General features: G+C 41.3%; 12 protein-coding genes. 11 read left to right on the top strand and 1 reads right to left on the bottom strand.

Going from position 1 to position 17,563, the window contains the following annotated elements; genetic code table 11:
- Positions 1-26: 26 nt before the first annotated feature.
- The 10 genes from B5G52_RS18460 (at position 27) to B5G52_RS18415 (ending at position 15,083) form a co-directional block, all read left to right on the top strand.
- Positions 27-1,130 carry an HDOD domain-containing protein gene (locus B5G52_RS18460; protein WP_087534121.1) on the top strand — a complete coding sequence of 368 codons (1,104 nt, stop codon included), beginning with the start codon at positions 27-29 and terminating at the stop codon, positions 1,128-1,130.
- Between the two features lie 234 nt (positions 1,131-1,364).
- Positions 1,365-2,318 carry a sensor histidine kinase gene (locus tag B5G52_RS18455; protein WP_087534120.1) on the top strand — a complete coding sequence of 318 codons (954 nt, stop codon included), beginning with the start codon at positions 1,365-1,367 and terminating at the stop codon, positions 2,316-2,318.
- Between the two features lie 103 nt (positions 2,319-2,421).
- Positions 2,422-3,072, top strand: coding sequence for a UPF0149 family protein (locus B5G52_RS18450; RefSeq protein WP_087534119.1), 651 nt, complete (start codon positions 2,422-2,424; stop codon positions 3,070-3,072).
- Positions 3,073-3,367: 295 nt separating this feature from the next.
- A complete protein-coding gene (locus B5G52_RS18445; RefSeq protein WP_087534118.1) occupies positions 3,368-5,905 on the top strand; it encodes a TonB-dependent siderophore receptor in 2,538 nt (845 codons plus the stop codon).
- Positions 5,906-5,989: 84 nt separating this feature from the next.
- Positions 5,990-6,430 (top strand): azurin, encoded by a 441-nt coding sequence (gene azu / locus B5G52_RS18440; protein ID WP_087534117.1) that lies wholly within the window; start codon positions 5,990-5,992, stop codon positions 6,428-6,430.
- 121 nt (positions 6,431-6,551) lie between these two features.
- Positions 6,552-6,752: a ribosome alternative rescue factor ArfA gene (arfA, locus tag B5G52_RS18435; protein WP_087534146.1), complete on the top strand. Its 201-nt coding sequence runs from the start codon at positions 6,552-6,554 to the stop codon at positions 6,750-6,752.
- A 425-nt stretch (positions 6,753-7,177) separates the two neighbouring features.
- Positions 7,178-10,354 (top strand): glycosyl hydrolase family 18 protein, encoded by a 3,177-nt coding sequence (locus tag B5G52_RS18430; protein ID WP_087534116.1) that lies wholly within the window; start codon positions 7,178-7,180, stop codon positions 10,352-10,354.
- A 61-nt stretch (positions 10,355-10,415) separates the two neighbouring features.
- Positions 10,416-12,020, top strand: a complete 1,605-nt coding sequence (locus B5G52_RS18425) for a lytic polysaccharide monooxygenase (RefSeq protein WP_087534115.1) — start codon at positions 10,416-10,418, stop codon at positions 12,018-12,020.
- A 67-nt stretch (positions 12,021-12,087) separates the two neighbouring features.
- The gene (locus B5G52_RS18420; RefSeq protein ID WP_087534114.1) at positions 12,088-14,715 is read left to right on the top strand and encodes a glycosyl hydrolase family 18 protein; all 2,628 of its coding nucleotides are present in this window, start codon (positions 12,088-12,090) and stop codon (positions 14,713-14,715) included.
- 128 nt (positions 14,716-14,843) lie between these two features.
- The gene (locus B5G52_RS18415; RefSeq protein WP_087534113.1) at positions 14,844-15,083 is read left to right on the top strand and encodes a hypothetical protein; all 240 of its coding nucleotides are present in this window, start codon (positions 14,844-14,846) and stop codon (positions 15,081-15,083) included.
- Positions 15,084-15,098: 15 nt separating this feature from the next.
- Here the strand turns inward: B5G52_RS18415 and B5G52_RS18410 are convergent, their stop codons facing one another.
- Positions 15,099-16,604 (bottom strand): DUF2235 domain-containing protein, encoded by a 1,506-nt coding sequence (locus B5G52_RS18410; protein WP_087534112.1) that lies wholly within the window; start codon positions 16,602-16,604, stop codon positions 15,099-15,101.
- Positions 16,605-16,897: 293 nt separating this feature from the next.
- Here B5G52_RS18410 and B5G52_RS18405 point away from each other — a divergent pair.
- The coding region (locus B5G52_RS18405) for a transposase (RefSeq protein WP_140394349.1) at positions 16,898-17,563 on the top strand (666 nt) is incomplete at its 3' end.

Here is a 17,563-nt window from a genome sequence, read left to right as displayed (position 1 = left end):
AAAAAGTAATCATTTATAAGAGTTAGATGCAGGACTTACACAGAATTGCTGTTGTTGAAAGCGACCCTTTATTACAAAGGGCGTTGCGTAAAGCATTACAAAATGTTGATTCATCAATGCAGATTACTCTCATAAACGAACAACAACTGGATGAGCAACTATTTAAAGAGAAATATTTTGATGTCGCATTTATTAGTGTCAGTGTTGAAAATGAGCAATTCACACATGCATTGCTCGTTTTTTTACAACAGCAGAGTCCATTGACTGTTCGTTGCTTATTAAAAGGTGTAACGTCAAAAGAGTGGAATTGGCAGCTGGATGACAACATACATTTTTGTTTAGCTAAACCATATAGTCATGCAGATCTAAGACATGTAATAAATTGTACAGCGCAAGTCAAAGCTCTGCCGATTGATACACCAGCAAAAATGCTGCTTGGTAAAATGAAAAACTTGCCAGTTATGCGCCAGCAAATAACAGCAATTATGGAGGCGTTTGCAGCGAACCCTGTTGAAATTCCTATTATTGCTGAGTTAATCTCTAACGAGCCAGCTTTAAGCGGCAGAGTGATTCAAATAGCTAATTCTGCTTTTTTAGGTTTTTCTAGTGAGACCGTTAACCTTAAACTGGCATTGGCAAGAATTGGTACTACCGCTTGCCATGCTTTGGTTATTCATACTGAAGCACATAACCATTATCAACACCAATTAGCTGAGCAGCTACTAGCTAAAATTACCTTAGATGCTTTTGCTAAAGCAAATCAAGCCCGTAAATTTGCCATTAAATTAGGTTTAACCGCGAAACAAAAAGATACCGTTTTTATATTGGGCTTATTAAGTGGCATTGGTGCAATGGCACTTACTGTATTTGCAAAGGGGTTTAGTGAATCACACTTCTTAAACCAAGAGTTGGTGTCAGCATATATTCTTAATTTATGGGGATTTACACCAACAATAACAGAAAATATGTTGCTGCCAGATCATTTAAATCAGGTGACGAGTATTGAAATGGCGGTGCACTTTTTGGCAAAAATGTATGTGGAGGAGCAGAAAATCGATTTTACACCGAGTGAACTAGAGGCTATGGCTGAATTGGGCTTGTCAGATTTGATTTCAGATTTTGTACCCTAATGAAAGGTTGTATTTTTCAGGCGTTAGAGAGTTTAGTATTAAAACATCGAAATATGGCTTTTTGGAATGCACTTGTTTACTCATTTAATGCATCACTATCAAGTGGTCGTTAGTCAATATCAGCATTTTGAGGCGTTAATTTTAATATGCAAATAAAAATAGAGCATCCTAAGTGTCAACACCGAGGCGATGAGATGTGTGTGTTAGATATTTTTTATAAATCAGTGCTAAAAAATGACTGATAATAACGAAGACTACCAACAAGCGTACTTACGAGAGCGTTCAGCGAGAATGCAAGCAGAACAACTCGTTGAAGACAAAAGCCGTGTTTTGTACGCGTTGAATCAAGAGTTGGTGAAAAAGGTTGCTGATCTAGAGCATCAACAACAGCTATTTATTCAAGCAGAAAAAATGGCCACTTTAGGGACTCTATCTGCTGGCATCGCCCATGAAATAAATAACCCGCTAGCCTATGCAATGAGTAATATTGAGTGCTTACAAGGCACCCGTTTAGTCTTAGATAAGCTACTTAAATTAAATCATGAGTTTATAGCGGGTGAACTCACTGAAACTGAACTTAAAACAGCGCTAATACAAATACAAACACCGCAGTCATTTAGTCAGATACGTGAGGATGTTCAAGAATTAATAGATGACAGCAGCGAGGGCCTGCGACGAATTAATACTATTGTGCGTAACTTACTTAACTTTGCCAGTCCGAGTAATAATGAAAAACAGCTCGCGGATATGAGTGACAGTGTTAAAAATGCGCTTAAATTATTAAAAAACCAGTTGAGTAGCTGCAAAGTGAGCACAGATATCCGGCCTTTACCGCTTACCTGGTGTAATTTGGCGAGTATAAATCAAGTGGTTGTAAATCTATTGATTAATGCCAAGCATGCTTGTGATATGGCTTTGCATGATAAAGGGCATATTCATGTAGCTGTAGGTTTTGCAGACGAGAAAATCAGTATTACGGTTTCTGATAACGGTTGTGGTATGAGTGAAGAGGTAAAAATGCAGATTTTTAATCCTTTTTTTACCACCAAGCCTGTTGGGACGGGCACTGGTATGGGGATGTCTATGGTTTATACTATGGTTACAGACCATCAGGGTATTATTGAAGTACACAGTGCTGAGCATGAAGGTACTCAAGTTCGCTGTGTCTTTCCAGTTATTAGTAATTAAGTTGTTCTAAGAAACTATTTTTAAAATTGTTTGAATTTAAACCATTAAGTCACTAGTGTGGTAAAGCAGTTAGAGCTTACGTTAAATTAATCAGGACTAAATTATGATCAACGAGAAAAGCATTCTGGTGCTTGAAGATTTTTTGCGCCAGCATACTGAGCTAAACCAAGTAAATACTCATCATGTTTTAGGTTTTATGAGCGGTTTATTGGCATGTTCAGAGTTTTATGGTGAATCAGTGATTGCGAATTATATCGCAGATGATAATGAGCAAGCTTATAGCTTGCTAATGAATGATTCAAAAGAACGTGATGCGTTGATCACGGTCCTAGACAATGTCACTGAAGCGCAGGTTGAGCAAACTCATATACTTAAGCAAATATACCCGCATGACACTAATGCACAGGCACCGAGTGAGCCATTGCAGCAATGGTGTAGTGGTTATTTAGCGGCATATTTAGTTAATCAAGAGGTGTGGCAGCAGGATTTTAACTTTTTACTGAATGTTGATAAACAGCAAGCTGCTGTTGATACTGATGGGCAACTATTTATAGACAACTTTGAGGCGACTTTAAATTTGCTTGCGACTTTTGCAATGTGGCCAGACGCGCTGAAAGAACACCCTGAGCCAGAAACATTAAACAGTGGCTTTAACGTTTTATATGCAGGTTTAGATGAAAGCTTAGTGTCGATTGCATCAATGGCACTGATGCTTGAGGATGAAAAACTCGCTCTTTGGGAAGAAGAGGGTTAATAGAGTAGCTCTATAATAAATTTTCACTTAAGCATGATTTGAATAATCATGCTTTTTTTGTCTAAATTTCAATCAAAATAATTCCATAATGAAAAATTTAGATAAAAAATGCATATTTCGACCATCGCCGCAGCTAAATATGTTTCTTTTTATATACAGATGTTGCTAGGATGTTCCTAAGTCGTTATTTAACTTTAAAGTGCAAATTTTTAAATAACGAACCAAACAATAATTTTATATCAACTTGCTAGTGCTGCAATCCACTAGCAAAGATGAATTACAGGGTCGAACACACATGACAACACTTCGTTTTAGTACTATTGCAGTAGCCGTTGGCTTAGCGTTTACTGCACCAACAATATTAGCGCAAGATGCGCAAGTACAAGCTGATAAAAATATCGAGCAAATATCAGTTTTAGGATCGCGGGTATCAAACCGTACCGTGACAGAGTCATCTTCACCAATTGATTTAATTGATGCTGACACATTAAATAAAGGTGGCTTTACTGAACTTGGCCAAAGTTTGCAAGCGACAGCGCCTTCATTTAACTTTTCTCGTACTCAAGTATCAGATGGCTCGGATCTGTTCCGCCCTGCGACATTGCGAGGGTTACAACCCGATCAAACCTTGGTTTTAGTAAATGGTAAACGTCGCCATAATCAATCAATTTTTGGCCTTGTGGGCACCGTGGGAGCAGGGGCCGCGGGTACTGATATGAATGCTATACCATTATCTGCATTAAATGGTGTTGAAGTATTACGTGATGGTGCCGCTGCACGTTATGGTTCAGATGCAATTGCGGGTGTGATCAACCTTTCATTAAATGACTCAACGGGTATTACCACAGGCTATGTGCAAATGGGCAGCACGGGTGAAGGTGATGGCGATACGGTATCAATGGGGTTAAATCGTGGTTTTGATTTAGGTGATGAAGGCGGGTTTATTAATTTATCACTTGAATATCGCGATGCCGATGGTACTAACCGAGCAGAGCGAGATATAGGTGGCTCGTCAGATGTGCCATTTGGCACTTTATCCGATGATGTACGTTGGGGCCAAGGTAACTCAGCCAGTGAATTTACCTCATTATTTTATAATATGTCTTTGCCGATGGGTGACACTGAGTTGTATTCATTTGGTGGTTATTCTGAGCGTTCGGCACTTGGTAATGGCTTTTACCGTAATTTTGATGTTGCGGCAAAAAATGTAACGCAAGTATACAGTGATGGTTTTTTACCGCGTATTTATAATGAAGCTGAGGATATTTCATTAGCAGTCGGGGTTAAAGGGGAAATCAATCCAGATTGGGGATACGATGTATCCACAGTTTATGGTGAAAACCAATATGACTTTACTTCTCGGAATACGTTAAATGCCTCTTACGCCGCTGAGTATGTATTCAATAACCCAGATGCCAGTGACGCCGACATTGCGGCTAATTCTGGCCCTAATGGTGGGTATTCAGGTGGCTTCCGTTTTGATCAAACTACAGTCAATGCCGATATTAATGGCATTATTGATATTGGTCGTAGTGAGCCCATTTATCTGTCATTCGGCGCTGAATACCGTAAAGAAAACTATCAAATAGTGCCTGGTGATGAAGCATCATATGCATGTGGTTTGGCAAATATGGATACCTCATATCCAGCAGTCAATGACGCGAGTCAGTTTGCTGAGTGCGGATTTCAAGCATACAATGGTTTACGTCCTGAGGCGTCTAATAAACAAAGCCGCGACAGCTTTGCATTTTATGCTGATGCAGAAACCATGATCACCGATGCGTGGAATATTAGCGCAGCTATCCGCTATGAAGACTTTTCTGATGCGGGAGATGATTTAATTGGTAAATTAGCCTCACGTTTTGAGTTTACTGATGATTTCTCAATTCGGGGTGCAGTATCTACAGGTTTTAGAGCACCATCACTACAACAAAGTGCTTATACTGCTTACACTACAAACTTAGGCGCGGGTGGCGTACTTGAGCAATCATTTATTGCGACTGCGGGCTCTGATTTTCCCGCAGCACTTGGTGTTGAAAGTTTAGAGCTAGAAAGCTCAGAGAATATAAGCTTTGGCTTTGTTTATGATGTTAGTAGTGAGTTATCACTTACTGTTGATTTTTATCATACTGCGATTAAAGATCGTATTACTCTTGGTAGCTTCTTATCAGCGAGTGATGTGGCATTTAGCCCCGAAGCCGTTGTTGCGCTTGAGCAAACCGGTGCAGATCAAGCTGCGTATTTTTCAAATTCAGTGGATTCGACAACAAAAGGCGTGGATATTATTGCCTCATACCGCACCGACTTATATGACGGTAATTTCTCTGCGACTTTTGCGGGTAACTTAAATAAAACTGAAATTGATAATGTGAACGCACCAGAAGGGATCCCAGAAAGTATTGCACTTGATGATATTCAACGTAGCTTTTTAACCGATGGACAGCCTGGAGAGCGTGGCACACTAACGTTTGATTATGAACGTGATGCAATGAGTGCCATGCTGCGGTTTAACTACTTTGGCAAAACAGATGTTAAGTACTTTGGTAATGATCACATTGGTTTACCTGATGAGTTATCGCCAACGGGAGAGTTTAAAGATACTAGCGTTGTTGAATCGGCTGTATTAGTTGATGTGAACTTTGGTTATGAATTAAGTGAATCCCTTACCTTGAACGTGGGCGTAGATAATTTATTTGATGTAACGCCTGATGAGTTAGGCCAAGATGAAGCACTTGATTTTATAACTAATCAAGCATTTAAATACCCTGTAAGAGCACTACCGTATGGTTTTGATGGTATGACTTATTATGCAAAAGTAAGTTTTAGCTTTTAATCATTAACTTTCACATCGCGAACATTGAATGAGAATTAATATCAGTATAGTCTATTGGTAATTATTCTTATTTAAGGTTTGCTTATGTTTAAATCTCTCTTCTTATTTGGCTCTTTAGTGTTCTCGTATGCTGCGAGAGCGAGTTGTGACCTGAGTATTTCTGCAAATGATGCAATGCAATTTTCGAGTAAATCACTCGAAGTAGATAAAAGTTGTAAAAGCGTTAAATTAACACTCACTCATACAGGCCAATTACCAATTAATATTATGGGCCATAACTGGGTATTAACTGCTAATGCAGACGTTAAGGATGTTGCCATTGCAGGCATGCAAGCCGGTGTTGATAACAGTTATGTTCCAACAAACGACCCAAGGGTTTTAGCTGTAACAAACGTTGTGGGCGGCGGTGAGTCAACGACGATTGAGTTTTCAATTGAGCAATTAAGTGCTGAGCAATCTTATAAATTTTTTTGTTCTTTTCCTGGCCATTTTGCTGTGATGCAAGGAGAGTTCAAACTAATTTAAGCTGAAAAAAATTTGTAAAAGTTAGTTGCAAATAAGCTATTTACCCCTACAATCCGCAGCAAGCACGATGAGCGTGCTTGTTATCTATTTATTATTTCTTATTTATAAAACTGGAAGCGTTATGAAGAAACAAAAACGAGGCAAACAGCCTCAAAATTACTCGGTAGATACCGGTCGTGGTGTTATCCGTGATAATGCATTAGCGGCATTAGTTACCTCTAAAATATTTAAACCACAAATTGTTAAAGCTAAAAAAGGCAAGGGGTCATATCAACGTAACAATAAACATGTAGGTCGAGAGTCCTATTTAATCGCCGCTTAATTAAAGTTGTGATCAAATAGCACTTTCAACAATAACAAAAATTGAAACCGGCTTAGACAATCTTTTTCTAAGCCGGTTTTTTTGGTTATATATACTACAATAATTCTTCTTTTTGTTCAGCTAACTCACTTTACGTCCCCGTAAAGGTGGCTACACACCTTGAAAATACCCGCACTACAGGGTTAACACCTTATTAACGGTGTGTTCATTTTTAATGTGCGAAATTACCTGTTCTTTATACGAGGTGATTTTTAAATCAATCCTAAAGTATGTTTTTTTATTTCTTTGGTCGCTTTTTTGTGCTGTTTTTTTGTTTTAATTGATCCTGTTATTTTATCGTTTTTGTTGACGTATAGGTAAGTTGTGTTAGTTTTGGTGATAGTTGTAAATTAAATGTTATTTTTAACCCCTGGGCGGAGGAGCAAATGAGCTCACGTAATATAATAAAAAATGCTTTCAAACTAAGTGCTTTATCACTTAGTGCGATAGGCTTAAGTGCACATGCAGCTGTAGATTGCAGCGCATTAACAACCTGGCAAGCAGGTCAAACCCATACAGGAGGAAGCCAAGTTCAAGCGCAAGATAATGCGTATGAAGCAAAGTGGTGGACACAATCAAACCCTGTGGAAAATGCTGGTCAATGGCAAGAGTGGAAAAATTTGGGTGCCTGTGACAGCGCTGTCACAGAGAATGAAATCCCAACAGTTACCGCTTTAGCACCGGCAGATGGTTCTCAATTTGCCGATAAAGACAGCGTTGTCATGTCGGCGCAAGCAACAGACCTTGATGGTTCAGTGGTGAGTGTTGAGTTTTTTGTTGATGGAAATTCAGTGGCTGTTGATAACACTGCACCGTTTAGCACAAGTTGGGACGCTGTTGCTGGAACTCATCAAATCAGCGCGGTAGCAACGGACGACAAAGGTGCGTCTTCTGCAGAAGTTGTAAACACGGTGAGCGTGTCTGATGCGGTGATTATTGATCCTGTTAATCAAGCGCCTGTGGCATCAATTTCATTTAGCACATTACCTGATCAACTCATTGTTGGCTCACAAGTGGTATTTGCGCTTTCAGGTAGTGATAGTGATGGTCAAGTAACGGCATTGAGCTTTGCTGCGAATGGTGTTGATGTTCATCAAGCGAGCTCTGCATCAAGCAGTTATGCATGGCAAGCAACGGCGTTAGGTCAAGCAACGTTTACGTTGACGGTAACTGATAATGAGGGTGCAACAGCGCAAACGACAAAAGTGTTAACCGTTGTTGAAGAAAATACAGGCCCTATTACTGACACTGATTGTCGCCCGCAGGGGTTGTATCAAACACCGGGTGTGAATACTCCTTACTGTACAGTGTATGATACTGATGGTCGTGAGATCATGGGCGCTGATCATCCGCGTCGTGTTATTGGTTACTTCACTAGCTGGAGAAATGGCGCAAATGGCCAACCAAGCTACTTAGTGAATGATATTCCATGGGATAAAATTACCCATATTAATTACGCATTTGCACATGTTGACGCAAACAATAAAGTGTCGATTGGCGATCCTAATTCAGCTAATAACCCAGCAACTAATATGGAATGGCCAGGTGTTGTAGGTGCTGAAATGGACCCTGAATTTGCATACAAAGGCCACTTTAATCTACTTAATAAATATAAAAAACAGCACCCTCATGTGAAAACATTGGTATCAGTTGGTGGTTGGGCTGAAACCGGTGGTTATTTTGATGAAACAGGCCGTGTACAAAGTGGTGGTTTTTATACCATGACAACCAATGCTGATGGCTCAGTAAACCACGCTGGTATTAATGCATTTGCCAAGAGCTCAGTTGAGTTTATAGAAAAGTATGGCTTTGACGGTGTTGATATCGATTATGAATACCCGTCGTCAATGAATGATTCAGGTCATCCTGATGATTTTCCTATCTCTAATGCACGTCGTGCAGGTTTGAATGCATCGTATCAAGTACTGATGAAAAAACTGCGTGAAGAATTAGATATTGCCGGTGAAGCTGCTGGTAAGCACTACTTACTGACAATTGCTTCTCCGTCATCAGGTTATTTACTTCGCGGTATGGAAACCTTCCAAACAGTTAAATACCTCGATTATGTAAATATCATGTCTTATGACTTACATGGCGCATGGAACTCACATGTTGGCCACAATGCTGCTTTGTTTGATACCGGCTTAGATTCTGAGCTTGCTCAGTGGAATGTGTACGGTACCAAAGAGTTTGAAGGTATTGGTTATTTAAATACTGATTGGGCTGTGCGTTACTTCCGTGGTGCTATGTCTGCAGGTCGTATCAATATTGGTTTACCGTATTATACCCGTGGCTTTAAAGATGTAAGTGGTGGCACGAATGGTCTGTGGGGCCAAGCTGCATTACCTAATCAAGCCGATTGTGCTAAAGGCACTGGCGTAGGTGAGAAGAATAAATGCGGTAATGGTGCTGTTGGTATCGACAATTTATGGCATGACAAAAATGATGTCGGTGAAGAAATGGCTGCTGGCTCTAATCCATTATGGCATGTGAAGAACCTTGAAAATGGCATTGTAGGTTCGTACCTAGGCGTATATGGCCTAACACCAGAGGCGGACGTTAATGATCAACTAACGGGTACTTATGCGCGTCATTATGACAGCGTTGCCGTTGCACCTTGGTTATGGAATGCCGATAAAAAAGTATTTTTATCAATTGAAGATGAAGAATCGATGGCGACTAAAGTTGATTACGTCATTAACAATGGCCTTGGCGGTATCATGTTTTGGGAATTAGCAGGGGATTTTGATTATGACTCAGCTAAAGGCGAATACTTCATGGGCTCTACTTTGACCTCACTTGCCTATGACAAGTTTAACCAAAGTGGCGTAGCGTATGACGTACACGGCGGTAACCCTAACTTTACTGTGCCGGCTGAAGCTGTTGACGTAACGTTTGATGCGAAAGACTTTCCGATTGGCGATGATAACTACCCAATTAGCCCGACCTTTGCTTTTACCAACAATTCAAACCTTGATTTAAGCGGTGCAAAAATTTCGTTTGATGTGCCTGTTTCGACTTCGGCTATTTTTAAATCTAACTGGAATGCACAAGAAAAACTTGGCATGGCAGTGGAAGTCAATGGCTCAAATGCCGCAGGTAATAATATTGGTGGTTATGAAAATGAGTTCCACCGCTTTTCTATCACACTTAACAATGAGTGGGGCGGTGAGCCGAAAGACTTTAGTGCCGGCGCAACGGTTAATGCTCAAGTAATGTACTACATGCCAATTACCGGTCCGAGTAACTTCACTATTGAAAAAGATGGCAAAGTGTACGCTTTCAAAGCGGAATACCCAATGCTTCCAGATGCTACGCCAGGTAATGGCGGTGGTGACACCGGTGGCGGTACAGGTGGAGATACCTCTGGTACGTGTGAAGGTTTAGCAATTGCTGATATTGCGGTTTATCCAAACTTCTCGCAAACCGATTGGGCGGGCAACCCAAGCCATGCAACAGGCGGTGACTTAATGGTTCATAACAACGGCGTTTATAAGGCCAAGTGGTGGACAAGTTCAGAGCCAGGTACAACGGCTGATTGGACTAAAAGTTGTAGTCTGTAATTTATAGCAATAAGGGGTAAGCATGTACTTGCCCCACACTGCGTCTTTAAAGGACAAAACAATGACATCAATTAAATTAAACACACTTTTATTATCGGCAGTAGCAAGCACCGTGTTACTGGCTATTATGCCAACCAACGTGCAAGCGCATGGTTATATGGATAGCCCAAAAGCGCGTCAAGCGTTTTGCCAAGCGGATGGCGGCTACTGGTGGCCAGAAGATGGCACGAATATCCCTAATTTAGCGTGCCGCGCAGCTTTTTTAGAGTCAGGTACTGTGCAGTTTGTACAAGACATTGAGTTTTCGGCTAATGTTCCTGACTACCTCAATCAAACGGCGGTAGAAACTACAGTGCCAAATGGATCGTTATGTGCCGGTGGTGACAATGCGAAACGAGGTATGGATTTACCGTCAGCTCATTGGCAGCGCAGTGATGTGGTGCCCAATGCCAATGGTGATATTCAAATTCGTTACCTTGCTGCAACACCACATAACCCAAGCTTTTGGCAGTTTTACCTAACCAAACCTAGCTTTGATGCGGCAACAGATATTTTAACCTGGGCTGATCTTGAGCTAGTGCAAGAGCACAGTAATATCGAGGTTATTAAAGACACCGATGGTAAACGTTATTACAAAATGAGTGTTGCTATCCCTCAAGGAAGAAGCGGTGACGCTATTTTGTATAGTCGTTGGCAGCGTAACGATGTGGTTGGCGAAGGTTTTTACAACTGCAGTGACATTAATATTGTTAGTGATGCCGGACCAACCGATCCTAATGTATGGACCAGTGTTGGCTATTTTGTTCGCCAAGGACAAGATGCCATTGCGGGCGATACTGTTTGGGCACGTTTATTTGATGAAACGGGGCAAGAGGTTATAAATCAGCAGCTTAGAATTAGTGCCGATAACCAAACGAATTGGCAACAAGTACTGGCAGAGAAGCTCAACCTTGATTATGCCCATTTAGTGCAAATTGGGGTGCAAAACCAAGCTGGCGATGTGCACTTTAATGCCAGTGATGTGCTCACTAATCAAGTGTACAGCAGTAATGAAAATTACAGCTATACCTTAAGCGTACAGAGTGCGCCTAGTAACACTGCACCAATAGTTCATCCACCGGCTGATTTAGTGGTTGATGAAAACACCAGTACAGCGGTGCATCTACATGCTTTTGATGATGAGCAAAGTGAATTAACTTACACCTGGTCAGTGCCTGCACCATTGAGTTTTACCGGTGGTGATGCAAACATCAATTTAATCTCGCCTGAGGTATCAGCAACTACTGACTACACCGTTTCGGTGTCGGTATCTGATGGTCAATTAACGACTCAAACCAGCTTCAAGGTCACCGTTAATGATACTAGCGTAGTCGATCCTGTTGATCCGAATGTGCCTGCATGGGACAGCACAACAGTTTACAACGCCAATGACAAAGTAAGTTTTGCTGGCATTGTGTATATCGCTAAATGGTGGAACCAAGGTCAGCAACCTGACAGCTCTAATGCGTGGGAGTCTCAAGCACAACCAGAAACATCGGTTACTTGGAATAGCGGTAAAGCCTATCAAGCTGGCGCCGAAGTAACGCATCAAGGACAGCGCTATCGCGCTAAATGGTGGACTCAAGGTGATGCACCTGGACAAGCCAATGTATGGACTCAGCTTTAACTAAAAACCTAAGTTTTGTAGTTCAAACTTATTAAATAATTACATTAATAATGGATAAGAGAGAAATATGAATATTAAACAATTAAGTGCAGCTATTGGTGTTGCTTTATTTGCCAGTGCTGCAACGGCAGCGCCTTCAACCCCTAGCATTAGCTGGGAGCCACAACAATATTCATTTGTTGAAGTGGATCTTGAAGGGAATGGTTCATATAAGCAACTCGTTACCCGTGTAGAGCAAGTAAACATAAGCATAAAATGGAGTGCTTGGAGTGGTGACGGTGGCGACAGCTACAAAGTTTATTTTGATGACATGCTTGTTAATGAAGGTGCACTGAGTGCAGGTTCTAAGACTGGCACTATTTCATTCCCGTATGATAAAGCGGGTCGTCACACTATGTATGTTGAATTATGTGAAGGCGGTACAACGTGTGCACGTAGTGCAGGTAAACCAATTGTAATTGCCGATACGGATGGCGGACATTTAGCGCCACTCCCTATGGATGTTGATCCTAATAACCGCGATATTGGTACTAAAGAAGGCTTAGTAACGGGTGCTTATTTTGTTGAATGGGGTATTTACGGTCGTGACTACGATGTAACGAATATGCCTGCTCAAAACCTGAGCCATATTTTATACGGCTTTATTCCAATTTGTGGTGAGAACGCATCGTTAACTGGTGGCCCTAAACGTGCACTTGATACAGCTTGTGCAGGCTCTGCTGATTATGAAGTGGTTATTCATGACCCATGGGCTGCTGTGCAAAAGGCATTGCCAGGTGTAGATTCAAAAGATCCGATCCGCGGAACTTACTCGCAGTTAATGTCGTTAAAACAACGTTACCCTGATCTAAAAATTCTACCATCAGTAGGTGGTTGGACTCTATCTGACCCATTTGGTGGTTTTACTAATAAAGCAAACCGCGACACGTTTGTGGCCTCAATGGAAGAGTTTTTAAGAACGTGGAAGTTTTACGATGGTGTAGATATCGATTGGGAATTCCCTGGTGGTGATGGCCCGAACCCTGATATCGGTGATCCAATCAATGATGGCCCTGCATATGTTGCACTAATGCAAGAGCTACGCGCCATGCTAGATAAACTAGAGGCTGAAACTGGTCGTACTTATGAATTAACCTCAGCAATTGGTGCAGGTTATGACAAGATTGAAGATGTTGATTACCAAGCGGCTAGTCAGTATATGGATTACATTTTCGCCATGACTTATGACTTCTACGGCGCATGGAGTAATGTAACCGGTCACCAAACTGCACTTTATTGTGGTGAGCACATGAGTGCAGGCCAATGTAACGGCACTGGCCTTGACGAAAATGGCGAGCCGCGTAAAGGACCTGCTTATACGACTGATAATGCTATTCAGTTATTGTTAGCGCAAAATGTACCTTCGAAGAAAATTGTTGTTGGTGCCGCTATGTACGGCCGTGGTTGGGAAGGTGTTTATCCACAAAATGCTACAATCGATGGTAATCCAATGACTGCCCCAGGTAATGGCAAGTTAACAGGCTCAACTGCGCAAGGTGTGTGGGAAGACGGTGTTATTGATTATAAAGGCGTTAAAGCGCACATGATTGGCGCTGCTGGCACCGGTATTAACGGTTTTGAAGTGGGTTACGACGACCAAGCTCAAGCTGCTTATGTTTGGAACCGCTCTACTGGTAAATTGATCACTTACGATAGTCCTGAGTCAGTTATTGCTAAAGGTAATTATGTTAAAGAGCATAACCTAGGCGGCTTGTTTGCTTGGGAAATTGATGCAGATAATGGCGATATCTTAAACGCGATGCACGATGGCTTAGGTGGTGTGGTTAACCCGCCAAGTAATAAAAAGCCAGTGCTTTCAGTTTCAAGCACAGTATCGGTTAACTCGGGTGAAAGTGTTACCGTTACAGCATCGGCAACGGATGCTGACAACGATCCTCTTAGCTTTAGCTGGACTGCAGACAGTGCGTTAATTCTTTCAGGTCAAAATACAGCTTCTGTTGCTATTACAGCACCTGCTGTGACTGTAGACACGCAATTTGTTGCGACTGTTGCGGTATCTGACGGTGAAGCGACTGTTAGTCGTGATGTTGTGGTGAATGTAATTGCACCAACAACAGGTGGTAACACAGCACCAAGCGTTGACGCTATTGCTGATGTAGCGGTTGAAGAAGGCGCCTCTGCAGCTGTTGCAGTTGTAGCGAGCGATGCGCAAAACGATGCACTTACCTACACTTGGACTGTGCCAGCTGGTTTAACACTGGTCGGAACGGGGGCTAACGTTAGCTTAGAAGCTGATAATGTTGATGCTGATACAAGTCTGACGGTATCTGTAGCAGTAAGCGATGGTGAGTTTACAACCACTCAAAGTTTTACAGTCACAGTAACAAACACAGATACAACTGTGCCGCCGACTGGTAGCTGGGATGAAAACGCTGTATACGTAAGTGGCGATGTAGTTACTTATAATGGTGTTGAGTACAAAGCGAAATGGTGGACTCAAGGTAACCGTCCTGATTTAGGCGGTGTGTGGGAAGCAACAACTCAGCCTGTAGATGATACTGGCAGTGTTGTATGGCAATCATCAGCTGTTTACAATACTGGTGATGAAGTTTCCCATAATGGCAATAAATACCAAGCTAAGTGGTGGACTCAAGGAAATGTGCCTGGCTCAGCTGACGTATGGAAATTACTTTAATGTAAATGCTGCTTAGCCTACTTCTAGGCAGCTATTTAAAGTACCTTTACCCATTCAAAGCAGCTTTTTAGCTGCTTTTTTTGTGTTTCAAGCAGTATGTTCCATATTGTAGTTATTATATAAAAGTAATGGATGATCATATTAAATATATGTATTTGTTATTAATACTATTTAGCGCACAGAATGTTGCTTGTGATAAAACACTCAAAGCAGAGCTCGAAAAAGGCAATGTTGATATGTTACCTGCTGCAAGTTTTAATCAACGCTTATATATGCTGCGAGCAAAGCGGGTTGATTTTATGATAGACGACGCAATAGTAAAATTAAAAGGGGAAGTAACTCATATAGTCAGTGACAATACTCATTGACTCGGTTGTATAGGACTAACCGAGTCGCGTGACCTGCACTTTAATTTTCCCTGCATTTGCACCGTAAAAGCGTATTAAGTCATTAGCAAAAGGGGTAAATTCACCGGAGTGAGCAATTTTAAACTCCCCGCCATCGGCAATCTCAAAAGCGTTATCATCACTGCGGTTTATGGCACCAATGAGTGCAAACCATTGCGCGTGAGGGAGACGACGAAACGGTTCTAATAATGTCATAGGAATTTCTTTAACTCCGAGTTGTACATCATCTCTATTCCAACCCAAAGAGGTACACTTTACGCCATCATCGTACCAGTATCGTTCAGGGTACGGAGTAAAGCGATAAGTCGCACCCTGCTCAAGCATCAATCCTGTTGAGTTATATTGCTCAGCTGCAAATATAATCACGTCTTGGCTTTGTCCAATTTGTAATACCGACATGTTCTGGTTTAGTAGCGCGATATGGGCGCTTAGGCCGGTAAAGTCGATCGCACTTTTATCAGCATAGATTAATTGATAAGTCAGGCTTTTTAATGATTCAGGGCGATAGCTGGTAAGGTTATGAACTCGTGTCGCAACACTGTGGTGAATTAGAGGCTTCATATCACTTTGTTCTTCATCAACCAATACACAGCATTCACGATCAACCAGTTTGAAAAAAGGATTAAACCAAAAGTAATTTTGCTGGTGGCTTAATGCAAGTGGATCTGGGGTGATAGTCATATCATCTTGCGCAATAAGAGCTTGGTGATCACTTGGGAATAGTGAGTGGTAATCAATCTGTGCACTTGTGACAAAGGAGATTGATAAAGGTTGATCCAGTAGCCACTCAATTGCGAAACGCAGACATATATCGGCCAAACCATCACGGTAATATCCGCCGCCAATATCCGAGTGAGCGCCAGCAAACCAAAGCTCTTGGACATTATGCTGATGATTCATTAAAGTCGGCTCAAACGCACGACGCTTTTCATCTAATGCAACACAATGCAAAGCGTTTTCAACGTTGTTAGCAATTGTATGGTTTTCAAAAATCACATGCTCTGCGCCACGGGTTACTTTGGTTACTTTTGAAAGACCAATGGATGCAACAGTGTCAAACACACACAGGTAAACACTGTCACTTACAAAAGGCTCCAAACATTTAGCAAATCGTCTGGCAAGGGCCGCTCCACGGCTAAACCCCGTTAGTAAAATAGTATCGCCTGGTTGGTAGTAAGTTTTAAAATCACTTATTGCGTGATTTAAAATACTGGCTACATCATCATCTCGCGGTGCAAGGGATTGATTCAATAAACGTTTTAAACGGCTTCCCTTAGTACCAATGCCTTGAAAGTAAAAGCTGAGCTGGTTTTTAAAGCGGGTAGTGGGTTCGTTATTTAAAGTGCCACCGAGTAAGAGGTGTAGCTTAAGGATATTTGAAATACTGGCGTCTTCTTTAAAGTGATCAGAACTAAATTGCTCTGCATCACGGGGCTCGTTACCCGTGCCATCAAAGTTGAAAATCAGCGTTTTGTCCGTCATAGCATCATCCCTTATGTGGTTTTTATCACTTTACACAGTAAATATTAAAAATTAAAGACAGCCTTTAAAGTTAAACTTATAAGCCGGGAATTATTAGGAAGACACCCAGCTAAAAATCAGAATTCAAATAAAATTTTTTAAAGACACCCATTTCAAAATAAGAATTCGAACAATATCTTTATGTATCAGTATCAGGCATACATTAATTTGCGGCTTGGATAAGGGAAAAATAACATTTGCAGTATCGGTTTTAATGTCTAGTATTAATAAGGGAACGATATTTTGAGGTATTTATGGCTACAGCAAGGCACCGACAAATAAGTTTAGTTGACACTCGCTATTATCACTGTGTTTCTCGCTGTGTAAGAAGAGCTTCCTTGTGTGGCGTAGATAAATACACAGGGCAATCATATGAACATCGAAGAAAGTGGGTCGAAGATAAGTTAATATCGTTGGCCTCAGTGTTTTTTATTGATGTTTGTGCGTATGCAGTAATGAGCAACCATACACATATGGTATTACATGTTGATAATAAAAAGGCTGAGCGCTTAAATGACAGAGCAATAGCCATACGCTGGCATAAAATTTTTAAAGGATCAGAGCTCACGCGCCGTTTTGCTAAAGGAGATAAGTTTTCACCCAGTGAGAAGGGAATTATTCTAGGTTTAACAAAGCAGTATCGCGCGAGACTAATGGATATTAGCTGGTTCATGCGTTCGTTGAATGAGTTTATTGCACGCAAGGCTAATATAGAAGACAACTGCAAAGGAAGGTTTTGGGAAGGTCGTTTTAAATCACAAGCCCTACTTGATGAACCCGCATTAATCGCGTGTATGGCATATGTAGATCTAAACCCTGTTCGTGCTGGAGCCGCAAATTCTCCGGAAACCTCTGATTATACCAGTGTAAAGAGTCGAATTTTCTCAGCCTTAAATCTCTTCGGGTTTATTCCCCGCCGC

Source organism: Pseudoalteromonas sp. A601 (genome assembly GCF_002165575.1).
Lineage (GTDB): Bacteria > Pseudomonadota > Gammaproteobacteria > Enterobacterales > Alteromonadaceae > Pseudoalteromonas.
The sequence above is the reverse complement of the archived record's forward strand: the minus strand, read 5'-3'. Positions and strand labels throughout refer to the sequence as shown.